14 protein-coding genes are annotated in these 15,642 nt (G+C 74.4%); 9 read left to right on the forward strand and 5 right to left on the reverse strand.

Annotation, left to right across the window (positions count from 1 at the left end):
* Positions 1-165 precede the first annotated feature (165 nt).
* Entirely contained in the window at positions 166-1,395 is a 1,230-nt protein-coding gene (locus ACYVOO_RS33380) for a sensor histidine kinase (protein ID WP_461019448.1), read from the forward strand.
* Positions 1,396-1,414: 19 nt separating this feature from the next.
* On the opposite strand, the gene ACYVOO_RS33385 is transcribed toward ACYVOO_RS33380, so the two are convergent.
* Complete coding sequence (locus ACYVOO_RS33385; RefSeq protein ID WP_461019449.1) at positions 1,415-2,239, reverse strand: class I SAM-dependent methyltransferase; 825 nt, start codon at positions 2,237-2,239, stop codon at positions 1,415-1,417.
* Between the two features lie 658 nt (positions 2,240-2,897).
* Between ACYVOO_RS33385 and ACYVOO_RS33390 the strand changes: the two genes are divergently transcribed.
* The 4 genes from ACYVOO_RS33390 to ACYVOO_RS33405 all read left to right on the forward strand — a co-directional run bounded on the left by ACYVOO_RS33390 (position 2,898) and on the right by ACYVOO_RS33405 (position 8,263).
* Positions 2,898-3,851: a protein-glutamine glutaminase family protein gene (locus tag ACYVOO_RS33390; RefSeq protein ID WP_461019450.1), complete on the forward strand. Its 954-nt coding sequence runs from the start codon at positions 2,898-2,900 to the stop codon at positions 3,849-3,851.
* A gap of 59 nt (positions 3,852-3,910) precedes the next feature.
* Positions 3,911-4,663, forward strand: coding sequence for a response regulator (locus ACYVOO_RS33395; RefSeq protein ID WP_461019451.1), 753 nt, complete (start codon positions 3,911-3,913; stop codon positions 4,661-4,663).
* 76 nt (positions 4,664-4,739) lie between these two features.
* Complete coding sequence (locus ACYVOO_RS33400; RefSeq protein WP_461019452.1) at positions 4,740-5,249, forward strand: pyridoxamine 5'-phosphate oxidase family protein; 510 nt, start codon at positions 4,740-4,742, stop codon at positions 5,247-5,249.
* Entirely contained in the window at positions 5,246-8,263 is a 3,018-nt protein-coding gene (locus ACYVOO_RS33405) for an AAA family ATPase (RefSeq protein ID WP_461019453.1), read from the forward strand. The genes ACYVOO_RS33400 and ACYVOO_RS33405 overlap by 4 nt, the downstream gene beginning before the upstream one ends.
* Positions 8,264-8,605: 342 nt before the next feature.
* Here the strand turns inward: ACYVOO_RS33405 and ACYVOO_RS33410 are convergent, their stop codons facing one another.
* Both ACYVOO_RS33410 and ACYVOO_RS33415 read right to left on the reverse strand, forming a co-directional pair.
* Entirely contained in the window at positions 8,606-10,150 is a 1,545-nt protein-coding gene (locus ACYVOO_RS33410; RefSeq protein ID WP_461019454.1) for a carboxylesterase/lipase family protein, read from the reverse strand.
* Positions 10,151-10,200: 50 nt separating this feature from the next.
* Positions 10,201-11,103 carry an MBL fold metallo-hydrolase gene (locus tag ACYVOO_RS33415; RefSeq protein ID WP_461019455.1) on the reverse strand — a complete coding sequence of 301 codons (903 nt, stop codon included), beginning with the start codon at positions 11,101-11,103 and terminating at the stop codon, positions 10,201-10,203.
* Between the two features lie 200 nt (positions 11,104-11,303).
* On the opposite strand from ACYVOO_RS33415, the gene ACYVOO_RS33420 reads away from it, so the two are divergent.
* Both ACYVOO_RS33420 and ACYVOO_RS33425 read left to right on the forward strand, forming a co-directional pair.
* On the forward strand, positions 11,304-11,792 hold the full coding sequence (locus ACYVOO_RS33420; RefSeq protein ID WP_461019456.1) for a glutathione peroxidase: 489 nt from the start codon (positions 11,304-11,306) through the stop codon (positions 11,790-11,792).
* Positions 11,793-12,020: 228 nt separating this feature from the next.
* Complete coding sequence (locus ACYVOO_RS33425; protein WP_461019457.1) at positions 12,021-12,302, forward strand: GlsB/YeaQ/YmgE family stress response membrane protein; 282 nt, start codon at positions 12,021-12,023, stop codon at positions 12,300-12,302.
* A gap of 152 nt (positions 12,303-12,454) precedes the next feature.
* Here the strand turns inward: ACYVOO_RS33425 and ACYVOO_RS33430 are convergent, their stop codons facing one another.
* Together ACYVOO_RS33430 and ACYVOO_RS33435 are read right to left on the reverse strand one after the other, a co-directional pair.
* Positions 12,455-13,129, reverse strand: coding sequence for a DUF305 domain-containing protein (locus ACYVOO_RS33430; protein ID WP_461019458.1), 675 nt, complete (start codon positions 13,127-13,129; stop codon positions 12,455-12,457).
* An 82-nt stretch (positions 13,130-13,211) separates the two neighbouring features.
* Entirely contained in the window at positions 13,212-13,679 is a 468-nt protein-coding gene (locus ACYVOO_RS33435; RefSeq protein WP_461019459.1) for a DUF6153 family protein, read from the reverse strand.
* Positions 13,680-13,906: 227 nt separating this feature from the next.
* Here ACYVOO_RS33435 and ACYVOO_RS33440 point away from each other — a divergent pair, with 227 nt between their 5' ends.
* Both ACYVOO_RS33440 and ACYVOO_RS33445 read left to right on the forward strand, forming a co-directional pair.
* Positions 13,907-14,689, forward strand: a complete 783-nt coding sequence (locus ACYVOO_RS33440; protein WP_461019460.1) for a glucosamine-6-phosphate deaminase — start codon at positions 13,907-13,909, stop codon at positions 14,687-14,689.
* A gap of 58 nt (positions 14,690-14,747) precedes the next feature.
* The gene (locus tag ACYVOO_RS33445) at positions 14,748-15,566 is read left to right on the forward strand and encodes a methyltransferase domain-containing protein (protein ID WP_461019461.1); all 819 of its coding nucleotides are present in this window, start codon (positions 14,748-14,750) and stop codon (positions 15,564-15,566) included.
* The last annotated feature ends 76 nt before the right edge of the window (positions 15,567-15,642 follow it).

Consider the following 15,642-nt stretch of genomic DNA (forward strand, 5'->3'; position numbering starts at 1 on the left):
GTGCCGGACCGGCGGACTCAGGACCGGTCCGGCCCTTCGATCATGGGCCGCCGGGGCCCGGCGGCGTATCCACCGGAATACCGAGACCGCGCGCACCCCGCCCGTCCCCGAGTCGGCCGAAAGTCCGAGGTGGTGAAGCGGGCCGCTGCCGTAGCGTCGGGTGCCATGATCAACGCATTCCGGGCCCGGCCACTCGCCCAGCAGGTCCTGTTCGCGCTCACCGGTGCCGCGGTGGCCGCGCTGCTGGTGGCGGAGGGCCTCGACACCGGGTTCGCGCCGACGGCCGTGGCGCAGGTCGTCAGCGGAGCGCTGTGCGTGGTGGCCCTGTGCGTGCCCCCGGCGCGCCTGCTGACGTACGGCGCGGTGGCCGTGACCGCCTCGTGCGCGGTGTCCGTGGTGACCACACACCTGGCACACCGGCCCGAGCACACGCCCGGGGCGACCGAGCTGGCGGCGCTCCTGCTGCTGACGGCGCGCGGTTTCCGGCTGCACTCGCTGCCGCGTGGCATCGTGCTGGCGGGGGGCGCGGCCGTGGCGGCAAGCCTGGTCCCGCTGCGGCTGCCGCACGTCGAGTACGAGAAACTGGCCATGTTCTGGCCCCCCGTCTTCCTGCTGGCCGTGGCCCTGACGGCGGTCCTGGGGCTCTATCTGCGGGTGACCGACATCGTGCGCGCCCGTGACCGCGAGGCCGTACGCCAGGCGCAGCGCCTCGAACACGCCCGTGAGCTGCACGACTTCGTCGCGCACCACGTCACGGCGATCGTCGCGCAGACCAAGGCGGTGCGCTTCACGACGGCGCACGGGCAGGGCCCTGCCCCCGAGGAGCTGGACCGGATGCTCGGGGGGATCGAGGAGGCGGGCGCGCAGGCGCTGGACTCGATGCGCGGGATGGTGACCGTGCTCCGTGGCTCCGGCGCCTCGGCGGGCGCCGACGGCGATCCCACCGGCTTCGCTGCGCTGCGCGGCCTCACCGAGGACTTCGCCCGCAGCGGCCCGCCCGCCACCCTCGCGCTCGATCCGCGCCTCGCGGGCCGCGCGCTGCCGCCCGAACTCACGACGACGGTGCACCGGGTGGTGCGCGAGGCGCTGACGAACGTACGCAAGCACGCCACGGAGGCGCGACGGGTCACCGTGGACGTGCGGGTACGGGCCGAGACGCCCGACCGCCTCGCCGTGTCCGTGACCGACGACGGCGATGGCGATGGCGATGGCGATGGCGATGGCGATGGCGACAGTGGTGGCGGTGCCGGTGCCCGCTCAGGGATCGGGTCAGGGTTCGGACTGATCGGGCTGAGGGAGCGCGTCGAGGCGGTGGGCGGGCGACTCGACGCCGGGCCGCAGCCGGGAGGCGGCTGGGAGGTCGCCGCCGAACTGCCCCTGCCAGCGCGCGCGTAGACGGCTCGCGCAGGACGGCTCAGGCGGCCAGAGCCCGAGCCCGAGCGGTGAGGACGGGCTGGAAGAAGCCGCTGCTCCCGGGGGTCCGCCACACCAGGTCGGTGAAGCCCGCGTCGGCGGCGAAGCCGGTCAACTGGCGCTGGGTGAGGGCCCAGTACGTGGCCCGTCGCACGCGCACGCGCCACTCCCCGCCGTTGAGTACGTCGGGCCCGTCGGGTACGAGCTGGAAGTGCTCCAGGTCGTAGCGCTCGCCGTCCTCGTGCCAGTGCCACAACTGGAACGTGATGGTCCGCCCGGTCCGCCCGTCGGACTCCGTGCGCGGCGTGGACACCTGCGGCGGGGCCGAGGTGGGCCGGGTGCGCAGGATCTCGTCGTACGGGCGGGTGCTGAGCAGCAGCAGTCCCCCGTCGCGCAGGACCCGCCGCATCTCGGCCAGCGCTGCGCGCACGTCCGGCGCGCTGAGCAGATGGGGCAGGGAGTTGTCCGCGCACACGACGACGTCGAACCGCCCGTCGGAGAAGGGCAGCCGCCGCATGTCGGCCGCGGCGGCGCCGGTCAGACCGACGCCTCGCAGGGCCGCCTCCCGCACCGCACGGGTGACGGCGGCGACGCTGAGGTCGGTGCCCGTGACACGGTGGCCGCGCAGGCCGAGCCCGATCGCCTGGGTGCCGATACCGCACGAGCAGTCCAGCACCGGGACACTGTCCGGGCCCAACTCGGCGCGGATCATCGCGTCGAGGGCCGCACCCTGCCGGGCCATGCCCGCGTCCCAGTCGGCGTAGACGAGGTGGTAGTCGTCCGCGAGCTGGTCGTAGAAGCGCGCGACCGGTGAGGTCTCGGGCATGCCGTCAGGCTAGGCCCTGTCTGACAATTGGCGCCGTCCTCGCAGTGGGCTGCTCGGTCGGTTCGACAACGCAGCGGATGTGCGTGCCGGGGGTCGCGGGCCAGGCGGGAATTGTCAGACAGGGCCTAGCGGCCCGACGGGCGCGGGACACGGGAGCCGGATGGGGCGCTGGGCCGGGGTGCGGTCGGCCTCGCGTACGGGACGGGCGGCCGGGGAGCGGGCCAGGGCCCCGGTCGGGCGGCGTGCGGGTGCCCCCGCCCCGCTCCCCCGTGCGCGGCGCCGCTCGGCCAGGGGTACCGCCGCCCGCTGCCGAGCCCGGCCCAGCGCCTCCCCTCCCGCGTCCGCGCGGGTGTCCGCCACGGTGCCGGGACACGCGGGGCGGATGGCGGCGGGCCACGTGGCAGCGGCCGAGGCGCGAGGCGCCGGGCGAAGCGCCCGGTCACGGCCCGTACTCCGGCCGGCGCGCACCGGGCGCCCGCACCGCGCCCGCCACGTACGGCGGACCGCCCCGGCGCGGCCCCGAGCGCACTCGCGAGCCCATCCGCCCCACCCGCCCCGGTCGTGGTCGACGCGTGTCGTCGACGGTCCTAGCCTGACGGGCCGGGCACAGGGGGCGGCCGTCAGCGGACGGGAAACGGGCAGGACAGGGGGACAGGCCATGAGCGGTGAGCGGAAGCGTTCCGCGTCCGAGAGGGATCGGGACCGGGACCACGAGGGCTACGAGAGCGACGAAGAGCGCTACGAGGGCGGCACCGACGCCAAGCGCCGGAAGGTCCGTTCCGGAAGCTCGGGCGAAGAGGAGCCCGAAGGATACGAGGAAGCGGAGGGGTACGGAGACGGCGGCGGGGACGGGGACGGGGACGGGCCGCCGGTGCTGACGGAGGCGGAGATCGCCGCGCTCGATATCGACGAGGTCTTCGCCGCGCTCGACGAACGCGACGACGGGGTGGGCGGCGAGACCGAGGACCAGAGCGGGCTGGAGTTCCGGCGCGACGCGCTCGAACTCCTCACCCCCGTCACCTGGATCACCAGCGTCCTGGCGGCGGACAGCGTGCTCGGCTGGCTCGGCACGTTCCCCGGTGTGGTCACCGACCTCTCGGCCACCGTCACGGCGCGCAGGGCACAGCTCGCCGCCCCACCGGTCCCCCCGCTCACACCGGAACAGCGGCAGGCGGTGTGGACCCATGTGGCCGCCCACATCACGGTGCCCGCCAGGGCGCTGGGGGACGGCTGCGAGTATCTGGCGCACGCCGTGTGCGAGGCGGTCGACGGGCAGTTCCCCGACGTGTCGCGGGCCCGGCTGGCCAAGCTGTGGGTGGTCGCGGACAGCGGCATCCTGCACCCGCCCGAGAAGTGGGGCCACCATGTGGCCCCCGTACTGGACTGCGCCGACGGCGAGTTCGTGCTCGATCCGCTGCTGAGCCCGCACACGCCGCTCGCCAGGGACGCCTGGCTGGCCCAGGTGAGGGGCGCGGTGCAGGCCGCGCGGGCTCCGGAGCTGCGCAGGGCCTGGGAGCCGCTGGGCTGCCCCCGTCAGGCGGGGTTCGAACCGGGCACCAAGGTGGCCATCGGACGGACCGACCGGGAGCAGATCGACGCCTGCAAGCGTTAGCGTGCCCGGGCGGGCACCGCCCTGTCCTGGCCCCCCGGGCTCTCTGGGATCATGACGGTATGACGATCCGGCTGCTCATCGCGGACGACCAGGAGATGGTCAGGTCCGCGTTCCGCATGATCCTCGGTTCGCAGCCCGACATGGAGGTCGTCGCGGAGGCCCCCGACGGAGCGGCGGCCGTCGAGCTGGCGCACCGGCTGCGGCCCGATGTCTGTCTGCTGGACATCCGGATGCCGGAGCTGGACGGCCTGGAGGCGACGCGGCTGCTGGCGGGGCCCGGCGTGGAGGACCCGCTGAACGTCCTCATCGCCACCACCTTCGACCTCGACGAGTACGTGTACCGCGCGCTGCGCAACGGAGCGTGCGGCTTCCTCCTCAAGGACGGGTCGCCCGCGCTGCTCGCCGAGGCCGTGCGTGCCGCGGCGGCGGGCAACTCGCTGATCTCGCCGTCCGTCACCGTGCGGCTCCTCGCCCACATGACCTCGGATCCCGGCGGGCGCGGCCCCCTCGCGCCGCCCCGCTCCCCGGCTCCGGCTCCAGCCCCGGACTCGTCCGCGCCGTCCGCGTCGCCCGACTTCCCGGCCGAGCCGCTGACGGAGCGCGAGCTGGACGTGGTACGCCTCGTCGCCCGGGGCCGTACGAACGAGGAGCTGGCGGCCGAGCTGTACGTCACCCTCTCCACGGTGAAGACCCACATGGGCAATGTGCAGCGCAAGCTCGCCGCCCGTAACCGCGTCGAGGTCGCCGCCTGGGCCTGGGAGAACGGGCTCTGCTCGGGCCGCCAGGGCACCGCGCCCCCACACCCGGGGTGACCAGGGGATGGGCCGGGCGACCGGCCAGGCGCGGGGCACCGGAATAGGGGCACGTGACGAAGCGGTTGGGGCTCGTATGACCACCGACACGCACGCCGAGGAGAGCGGCGGCCCCGCGCCGCGCCCCCTCACCGAGGACGCGCTCTCCGCGCTCCTCGGCGCCCACCGCTTCGGCACCCTCGCCACCGTCAGGCGCGACGGCTACCCGCACCTGACGACGATGCTCTACTCCTGGGACCCCGCGGCGCGGCTCGTGCGGTTCTCCACGACGGAGGACCGGCTCAAGGTACGGCAGTTGCGGAACAACCCCCGCGCCTCCCTGCACGTCGCCACCGAGGACCACTGGACGTTCGCCGTGGCCGAGGGCGACGCCGAACTCTCGGAGCCCACGGCCGTACCGGGCGACGCGGTCGGCCGCGAGCTGCTCGCCATGCTGCCCGAATCGCTCGCACCGCAGGACGAGGCCGCCTTCTTCGCCCAGCAGACCGCCGAGCGCCGGGTCGTCATCCGCCTCAAGGTGAGCCGCCTGTACGGGACGGCCATCGACGGCAACGGCGGCCGGGGGGACGAGGAAGCGCGGGGATGACGTCACACGCGCAGCGCACGCGCCGCCGTGTCCGGGCGACGGCACCGGGGCGGGCACGTACCGGAGAGCGGGAGTACGGCGGGACGGGCCCGACGGGCGCGGGTGCCAGGCCCGAGGAGCGGCCGTCACCGGAGCCGTCATCGGAGCCGGTCGTCGGCCGGGAAGCGGAGGCGGCGCTCCTGACGCGGCTCGTGGCCACGGACCCGGCCGAAGGGCCGTCCCCCGGCCCCCTCAGCGAGGTGCTGCTCGTCAGCGGTGCGCCCGGCTCGGGCAAGAGCACGCTGCTCGGCCTGGCCGAGCGCGCGGCGCGGGAGGCCGGGCGGCGCGTGCTGCGCACCGTGGGCAGCGCGTCGGAGCGCCACCTCGGTTTCGCCGGTCTCCACCAGCTGCTGCGCCCTGTGGTGTCCGGACCCGCCGTCGAGTCGCTGCCGCCCCGGCAGCGCTCCGCGCTGCGCGCCGCCCTCGGCCTCACCCCGCCCCACGCCACGATGCCGCCCGGTGACAGGCCCGGCAACGCGCCCGGCGACGAGTCCGGCACAGCGGCCGGAACCCCCGCCCCACAGGACGCACCGCCGCCCCCCACCGCGCTCGTCGCGCTCGCACTCCTCGACCTGTTCTCCGAACTCGCCGCCACCGCGCCCCTGCTGGTGGTCGTGGACGACGCGCACTGGCTGGACCACGGTTCGCTGGACGTGCTCGCGTTCGTCGCGCGCCGTATGGCGGACGACCCCGTGACGCTGCTGGTCGGCGTGCGGGAGGGCGAGCCGCTGCCCGGGTTCGACAGGGAGCACGACCGGCACGAACTCGGCCCTCTCGACGCCGAGTCGGCGCACCTGCTGCTCGACGCGCAGCCCGCGCCGCCCGAGGGCCGCACCAGGATGCGGATACTGGAGGAGGCGGCGGGCAACCCGCTGGCCCTCGTCGAGCTGACGCGCGCGGCCACCATGTCGGCCACCGGCCGCGCGGCGGCGGGCGACCACGCACCCCACGCGACCCACGCCCCGGCGGACGGGCCGCTGCCCCTCACCGGGCGCCTGGAGCGTGCCTTCGCGGGGCAGGCCGCCACGCTTCCCGCGCCCACCCGCGACGCACTGCTGCTCCTCGCGACGGCCGATGTCTCCGACCCCGCCGCCACGGTCTCCGCCGGGCTGCCCGAGGCCGACGACCCGGCGTGGGTGCCCGCGCAGGAGGCCGGTCTCGTACGGCAGTCGGGACGTACGGTCGCCTTCCGCCACCCGCTCATGCGCTCCGCCGTCTACCACGCGGCGGCCTTCGCTGACCGCCGCGAGGCCCACCTGACGCTCGCCGGGCGACTGCGCGAGGAACCCGACCGGCGCGCCTGGCACCTCGCCGCCGCCACGCTCCACCCCGACCAGGAGGTGTCCGACGCGCTGCGGCGCACCGCCGACAGGGCCGCGCGGCGCGGCGGCCACGCGGCAGCCGCCGCCGCGCTGGAACGCGCGGCCGAGCTGAGTCCGGACCGCGAGACGCGGGCACGCCTCTTGGTGGACGCCGCAGCCGCTGCGGTCCTCACAGGGCAGCTCTCCTGGGTCGGCGAACTGGCAGCCAGGGCCCGCGCGGCAACGGAGGACCCCGCGCTGGCCACGGCGGCCGAGCTGGCGACGGGGCGCCTGCTGGCGCTGACGAACCGTCACACACCTGCCTTCGCCTTCCTCGCACGTGTCGCGCGCGAGGCGGGCGAGGACGCCGCTCCCCTGGCGCTGGAGGCGCTCGCCACCGCGGCCGTCGTGGGCTACTACTCGGGCGAGGAGAGCCAGCGCACACAGGTCGCAGGTCTCCTCCCCGCCCCTGCCCTGCCTGACCACCCGTCAGAAGTGCTGCCGCGGATATGGGTTCGGGCGCTCACCGATCCCGTGGGCAGCCGCGCCGAGCTGGTTCCCGCGCTGCCCGGGCTGATCGACGGTGCGGAGGGCGACCCCGAGCGGCTGACCGTGCTCGCGATCGTCGCGTGGCTCCTCGACGAGACACCGCTCGCCGTCACGACGTTCGAGGGCGCCTTCGACCGCTGGCAGACCTTCGGCCCCGTGCCTCCCGGCCTCGGCGGCGCGGCGGGGTGGGCGTACTTCGAGCGGGGCCGGTGGGCCCAGGCCCTCACCGTCGCTTCGGACATGGCCCTGCTCGCGGGCGCCGCCGGGCTCGACCACGCGCTGGGGTGCGCCGCCGCCGTGGAGGCCACGGTGCTCGCGGTGCGCGGCGACGCCGAGGGGGCACGGGCGCGGGCCGCGCGCGCCCTGGCCGCCGTCGATCCGCTGGAGAGCAGGTCCGTGGCCGTCACCGCGTGGCGCGCCCTCGGCCTGGCGGCCATGGCGGAGGGGGACCACGAGGCGGCGTACGGCTGCTTCAGGTCGGCCTTCGACAGTGCGGGCGAACCCGTCCACTACCACGCCTCCCCTCCCGTGCTGCCCGAACTGGCGGCGACGGCGGCCCGCGCGGACCGCCGCGAGGAAGCCCGCGCCGTCGTGGAGCGGATGGCACCGTGGCTGGGCGCGGCCCCTTCGCCCCGTGCCTCGGCGCTGCTGAGCAGGGCACGCGCGCTGCTGGCCGACGCCGGAGAGGCGGAGCCGCACTTCCTGGCCGCGCTGGCCGACGACGCGGTCGAGCACTGGCCGTTCGAGCGTGCGCAGGCCAGGCTGGACTACGCGGAGTGGCTGCGGCGACAGCGCCGTATCGCCGAGGCACGGTCTCTGCTGGCCTCGGCCCTCGAAACCTTCCGGCGGCTGGGCGCCGAGCCGTGGGCCGAGCGGGCCAGGGCCGAACTGCGCGCGGCCGGTGCGCCGGTGAGCGGTCCAGCGGCGGACGGCCTGGCCCGGCTCACCCCGCAGCAGCAGGAGATCGTACGGCTGGCGGCCCGCGGCCTGACGAACCGTGAGGTCGGCGAGAAGCTCTTCCTCTCGCCCCGCACGGTCGGCTCCCACCTCTACCGCGCCTTCCCGAAGCTCGGCGTCACCGCCCGCTCGCAGTTGCGGGACGCGGTGGGCGACGCGGTGCGTTAGGGGTGTCCGCGGCGTTCCGTCCGGGCCGCGTGCCCTGGCAAGCACGCGCGCGTGTGGCATTGTCGGCCCCGGAGCCTCGCCCCTCGTCTCCGGGAGCGGAAGCCGTCGGCACGGCCCTCCCCCAAGCTCTGCGCCGGGAGGCGCCCCCGGCGCCCTCCTCTCCGCCCCGCGACCGCGCGACACGGGCCGGACGACGCCGCGTTACCGGGCGGTGCCCTGTTGCGCGGGCGGTGCCGCGTCGAAGCCACTCCCCTGGAGTCCCACCGCTGCCGCCCGGTCTCCGGACACGGGCGGCGGGACGGTGGGACGGCGGGACGGCGGGGGCAACGGGTCGGCGGGGACCTACCGCCACGCCTCCCGTTCCCCGGCGCGGGGGTCGTCGACGGTCTCCCAGCGCTCCGTGATGCGCAGAGTGGTCCGCTCCCGCGTCCCGTACGGGGCCCAGCCGGGGTCGCCGGTGCGCGCGAAGGCGACCCAGGCGGCGTGGACGCGGTCCGCGAGCCCGGCGGGCAGCGCGTCGGACCCCAGGAGGCCCCTCGCACCCCGCAGTTCCGGCAGGTCCGTGCGGTCGAGGACGAACGGCAGTTCCACGGCGTGCGCGGCGCCGAGTCCGCCGTCGAGCGCGGGCGAGCGCCACCCGAACTCGTAGAGGTGGGTACGGGCACCGTCCCGTCCCGCCGCGCGCTCCTCGTGCGCACGGGTCGCGTGGGCATCCGCCATGCGCCAGGTGCCCGCGCCGAAGAGGGCGTCGCCCAGCACGGCCGAGCGCAGCTCACCGGGGGTGGCGCCGGGGCGCGCCGCCCGGTAGGCGGCCAGCAGCGCGTCCGGTGCGCGGTGGAGGCGGGCCGCGCTCGCGCGCAGCTCCTCCTCCGTGGTCGCGGCGAGTTGGCCGCCGGGCACCAGATACAGGTTGCCCTCCTGCGAGTTGGTGCCGAGGAGCAGGTCGACGGCCGCGCCGCGCCCCGCCGCGACGGCCTCCGCCGGCTGCTCGTCGCGCACGACGCTGAACGGGGTCAGCCCGGCCAGCGGGTCGAGCGCGGTGTCCGTCGTGAGGTCGAGCCCCGAGAGCCGGGGCATGGCCGCGACGAGGCGTTCGTCGGAAACGTCCGCGAGGCCCTTCGCCGTCGGCGCCGTGTCCAGGGCGAGGGCCAGGCCCAGCGCGTGCGTGACGCGTTCTGCCTGCTCCGTGGTGAACGCGCCCAGTCCGCTGCCACTCTGCATCGCGGCCCGCGCGAACAGCCCCTCGGCCCCCGGCTCGGCGAGGACCGCGCCCACGAGGGTGGCACCCGCCGACTGGCCGACGAGGGTCACGCGGCCCGGGTCGCCGCCGAAGCCCGCGATGTTGTCCCGTACCCAGCGCAGCGCGGCGACGATGTCGAGCACGCCGCGGTTGTCCGGCGCGTCGGGGAGGTGGAGGAAACCGGGGGCGCCGAGCCGGTAGTTGAGGGTGACCAGCACGACGCCGTCGCGGGCGAACCCGGTGCCGTCGTAGAGCCCGGCCCGGGCCGAGCCAGCGACGAAGCCGCCGCCGTGCACGAAGACCAGCACGGGGAGCGCGGTTCGTGTGTCGGCGCCGGCGCCGGTGTCCGGGGTCCACACGTTGACGGTGAGGTGGTCCTCGCCCTGGACCCACCCCGGGCCGAAGTACGGCGACATGTCCAGCGCGCCGAACGCGTCGCGGCGCGGCTGGGGCGCCGTGGGTCCGGGTGCCGTGGCGTCGCGGATGCCGGACCACGGCGCGTGCGGCCGGGGCGGGGCGAACCGGAGGGGGCCGGCCGGGGGTGCGGCGTAGGGGATGTCCAGGAAGACGGCGGCCTGCGGGCCGCGCCGTCCCCGTACGCGTCCCCCGGTGGTCGTGACGACCGGGTCGGTGTCGTCGTGCGTCATCGTGTCGTGCCTCTTCTCTTCTTCTCTTTCGTTCTCGCGCGTTTTCTCGCTCAGAAGCTGGTGAAGGGGGCCCAGCCGGTGAGGGAGAACCCGGCGCCGTCGCGCCGTACCTCGGTGGCGCCGTGGCCTCCCAGGTGCGCGGGGAAGACCAGCGCGTTCTCCTCGGCCGCCCTGCCCAGCACACGGTGGCGTGTGGCGCGCGCACCGTGCGGGTCTTCGCAGAAGCAACTGTTGTGGTCCGGTGCCACGATCTGGAGCGGGCTGTGCACCATGTCCCCGACGAACACCGCGCGGTCGCCGCCCGAGTCCAGCGTGAGGACGGACGACCCCGGTGTGTGCCCGGGCGCGGGCTCCAGGCGCAGATGCGCGTCGATGTCGTGACCGCCCTCCCACAGCTCCGTCCGGCCCGCCGCGTGTACGGGTGCCACCGAGTCCTCGAACACGTTCTGGTTGCCGCGCCCGCGCCCCGAGACGGGGGCGTTGACGGGGTTCCAGAAGTCGAAGTCGGCCTTGGGGACGAGGTAGGTGGCGTTCGGGAAGGTGGGCATCCATTCACCGTCCCGCAGCCGGGTGTTCCAGCCGACGTGGTCGGCGTGGAGGTGGGTGTTCACCACGAGGTCGACGTCCTCGGGGCGCACGCCCGCCTCGGCGAGGTTGTCGAGGAAGTCGGTGTCGAGGTAGCTCCACACCGGCGCGTAGGGCCGGAATTTGCCGTTGCCGACACCCGTGTCCACCAGGATGGTCCTGCCCTCGCTGCGCAGGACCCAGGTCTGTATCGCCGACCTGACCACGTCCGAGTCCGGGTACACGAACGCGGGCGAGAGCCATGAGTCGTGCTCCTTCCAGAGCTGTTCGTCGCTGCTCGGGAAGAAGTCCTGCGTCGTCAGCCCGACGGGGCCGACGTACTCCCTGACGCGGGTGACGGTGACGTCGCCCAGCACGATCTGGTCCACGGTGCTTCTCCTTCTCCTGTGCTGCTCTCCCCGTCCGCTGTGCGGACGCGAAGGGGTACACCGGAGAGTCTGGAAGCGCGCGCGCGTGGGCGGTATCCGACACCTGACTGCACCTCGACGGCACGGGGTGCGTCATCCCGTCCCCCGTCCCGTCCCCCGGTCCCCCGCCCCGTGCGGGCGCGCGGCTAGGCTGCGTGACCATGACTGTTCACGATGTACAGATCGGCGCATTGCAAGGAGGCCCCGCTGACCTGGCCCAGTACCGGGGCAAGGCCGTGCTGGTCGTCAACGTAGCCTCCAAGTGCGGCCTCACCCCGCAGTACGCCGGGCTGGAGCGGCTCCACGAGCGCTACGCGGACCAGGGCTTCACCGTCCTCGGCGTGCCCTGCAACCAGTTCATGGGCCAGGAACCGGGCAGCTCCGAGGAGATCGCCGAGTTCTGCTCGGCGACGTACGGGGTGACCTTCCCCATGACCGAGAAGGTCGACGTCAACGGCGACGACAGGCACGCGCTCTACGACGAGCTGACCGGCACGGCGGACGCGGAGGGCCACACCGGGGACATCCGCTGGAACTTCGAGAAGTTCCTGATCGCCCCGGACGGCACGGTGGCGGCGCGCTTCGCACCGCAGACCGAGCCCGAGGCCGCCGAGGTCGTGGCCGCCGTGGAGCGGAACCTCCCGGCGTAGCACGGACACTCCGGCGTGACGCCGCACCGGCACCCGCGCCCGCACCCCGGCGCGGCACGACCGCCGGGCGCGGCGCGGCGCGGCGCGGACAACCCGCCAGTGGTGGGCCCCCGGACGCTCCGGGGGCCCACCGTCGTGTGCGCCGGACACCGGAACCCGCCAGAGTGCGTCGCGGCAGACCGGGCACAGGTATAGGGAGAGCCCAGAGACCCGGCAGGGGGAGATCCCATGGAGATCTCAGGCATCATCAGCGCACTCGTCATCGGCATCGTCATCGGTGTCCTGGGACGCCTCGTCGTTCCGGGCCGACAGCGGGTGGGGATACTGCTGACCATCCTCGTCGGCATCGTGGCCGCCCTCATCGGCACCGGCATCGCCGCCGCCTTCGACGTGGCGGACACCAAGGGCGTCGACTGGATCGAATGGCTCATCCAGATCGCCCTGGCGGCCGTGGGTGTCGCGGCGCTCGACCGCTCGCGGTCACGCCACACGCGGTCGCGCCGCCGCTGACCCGGTACGGGCAGGGGTACGGAACAGGTGCGGTTACGGTCCCGTCGCGGCCCGACGTCGCGGCCACGGCACCGCGCGCCCCGGCGCCCCCGTGCGGGGGTGTCAGGGCGCGCGGCGAACCGCGAGTGGGACCGCGGGGAGGGGAAGGGGCGTCAGCCCTTCTTCAGCAGCTCCCTCATCTGCCGGATCTCGCGGTTCTGCGCGGTGATGACGTCGTCGGCGAGTGACGTGGCGGGCTCGTACGCGCCCTTCTTCTTCTCCGTACGGGCCATCTCGACGGCGCCCTCGTGGTGCCCGATCATCATCGTCAGGAACTGGCGGTCGAAGTCCTCACCGGAGGACTTCTCCAGCTCGTCCATCTGCTTCTGATCCATCATCCCGGGCATCTCCGAGCCCTCGCCGTGGCCCATGTCGCCATGGTCCATGCCCTCGTGCCCGGAGCCCGACATGTCCTCGGGGACCTTCTCGCCCCACGCCTTGAGCCAGCCGGACATGGTCTCGATCTCGGGACCCTGAGCCTTCTCGATCTTCGTGGCGAGGCGCTTCACCTCGCCGGAGGAGGCGCGGGAGTCGGCGAGCCGGGACATCTCCACCGCCTGGCGGTGGTGCGGGATCATCTCGGCCGCGAAGGCGACATCGGCCTTGTTGTGCGTGCCCGCCTCCGCCTTTCCGGAGGGGGAAGCGGAGGCCGAGGCGTGCCCGTCGTGGCGCGCGCCGCTGTCGGCCTCGCCACCGGCCCCGCCTCCGCACGCGGACAGGGTGAGCGCGGCGGCGACGGAGGCGGCGGCCAGGGCCGAGCGCCGGATCGTGGATCGGGAAACGGTCATGGGGAACTCCTGGTACTGGTCTCTCGCATACGGATCACGACATGCCGGAGCACGGCACCGCGCGGGTGCCGTGCGGGTCGCTCTAGATCCGCAGGAGTTGGAGTTCCGCGAGGGTGGGCGGCGCACGGCCGCCCACGGGTTCGTACGGCGCAGGCTGTAGCGCCTCGGACGCCGGGCTCTGCGACGGGTGGGGCGAGGGCGCCAGCGCCGGAAGCGTCGGGGAGCCGGAGACACCGGCCGCCGCGCACAGGTCGTCGGCGTGGGCCGCGCTGTGCTGCCCGCCGTCCTTGCCCTGCCCGTGGCACGCCCGCTCGCCCCGGTCGGCGACGCCGCCCGTCATGGTGGCTGCCGGGGCCATGGCGTGGTGGCCCGGCTCCGGGTCCGGGGCCGGGTCCGCGTGATGTGCCCCCGTCGCGGAGGCGGAAGCGGAGGCCGGGGGCGCGGACACCATGCCGTGCATGCCCACGAGGCCGACGAGCAGCGCGAGGACGAGCAGGGCTTTGGCCACCAACGGTCGTTGGTGGCCAAAGCCCTGCTCGTACTGGATCACGCCCTCATCGTAGAGGTGCCCTCGCCCGCCCGGACACGGGGGCGGCCCCCCGGCCCCGGTCCCGGACCCTCACGGTTCACGGTCCGCCCCCTGGCGCTTCACCCACCGCACCGCCACCCGACCCGCGCTGTTCGCCACAGGGGGCTGCCGGTCAGGAGGACACCTCTGCTAAATTGGTCTATACCACATTACCCCTCAGTCCCCTCCTCCAGATCGGCAGGACCAGCGTGGAAGTTGTGATCGTTCCGGACGCCGTCGCGGGTGGCGAGCTGATCGCCGACGCGATCGCCGACCTCCTGCACCACAAGCCCGACGCGCTGCTCGGCGTGGCCACCGGTTCGACCCCCCTGCCGGTCTACAAAGCGCTGTCCGCCAAGGTCGGCGCCGCGACGGTGGACGCCTCGCGCGCCCGCGTCTGCCAGCTCGACGAGTACGTGGGCCTGCCCAAGGGGCACCCGGAGTCCTACCGCTCCGTCGTCCTCCGCGAGGTCGTGGCCCCCCTCGGTCTGACCGAGGCGTCCTTCATGGGACCCGACGGGACAGCGGAGGACGTGGCCTCGGCCTGCGCCGCGTACGACCGCGCACTGACCGAGGCGGGCGGCGTCGATCTCCAGCTGCTCGGCATCGGCACCGACGGCCACATAGGCTTCAACGAACCCTGCTCCTCGCTCGCGTCCCGTACCCGGATCAAGACACTCACGCGGCAGACCCGCGAGGACAACGCGCGCTTCTTCGACAGTCTCGACGAGGTGCCCCACCACGTCATCACCCAGGGCATCGGCACGATCCTCGAAGCGCGGCACCTCGTGCTCCTGGCCACGGGCGAGGCCAAGGCGGAGGCGGTGGCACTCGCCGTGGAGGGCCCGCTCTCCTCACTGGTGCCCGCCTCGGCGATGCAGTTGCACCCGCACGCGACGGTCGTCGTCGACGAGGCCGCCGCCTCCCGGCTCAAGCTCGCCGACTACTTCCGCGACACCTACGCGGCGAAGCCCGCCTGGCAGGGCATCTAGGCAGCCCGCACAGCCCCGCCCGGACGCCCGGACCCTGCCCCCATGTCATGATCGCCCCATGGGTCAGGACGAGGGATACCTCCTGGACAACCAGCAGTCCGAGGCGGGCACCCGCTTCGACGCGCTGTCCGCCCTCTTCGACGCCTCGACGTTCCGGCACTTCGAGACGCTCGGAGCCGGTGAGGGGTGGCGGTGCTGGGAGGTCGGGGCCGGGGGCCCGAGCGTCCCCGCGTGGCTCGCCGGGCGCGTCGGGTCACGCGGGCGGGTGCTCGCCACCGACATCGACGTGACCTGGACAGGGGGCGCCGGCGTCGAGGAGGTCCAGGGCTTCGAGGTACTGCGCCACGACGTCGCCCTCGACGAGCCCCCGGCCGGGCCCTTCGACCTCGTCCACGCCCGCCTCGTCCTCGTCCACGTCGCCGACCGCGATGCCGCGCTGCGCGCCATGATCCGGGCGCTGCGCCCCGGCGGACGGCTCCTGATCGAGGACGCCGACCCCGCGCTGCAACCGCTGATCTGCCCCGACGAGTACGGCCCCGAGCAGGAACTGGCCAACCGGCTGCGCGACGGCTTCCGTCAACTGCTGCGCCGACGCGGCGCCGACCTCGCCTACGGGCGCAGACTGCCGCGCCTGCTGCGCGAGGCCGGTCTCGCCGACGTCGAGGCCGACGCCTACTTCCCCGTCACCTCGCCCGCGTGCGACGTGCTCGAAGCGGCGACCGTCCGTCAGGTACGGGACAAGCTCACCGCAGCGGGCCTCGCCACGGACGAGGAGATCGACCGGCATCTCGCCAACGTCGCCTCGGGGCGCCTCGATCTGGCCACCTCACCGATGATCTCGGCCTGGGGCCGCAGGCCCGTCGAGGACACCCCCTAGTCTTCTGAGTCGGGAATTCTATTCATATTGGTAGGGTTGCTGTGTGTCACGTACGGGACGGCCGAAGGCCGAGTTG

The organism is Streptomyces daliensis, assembly GCF_054782395.1.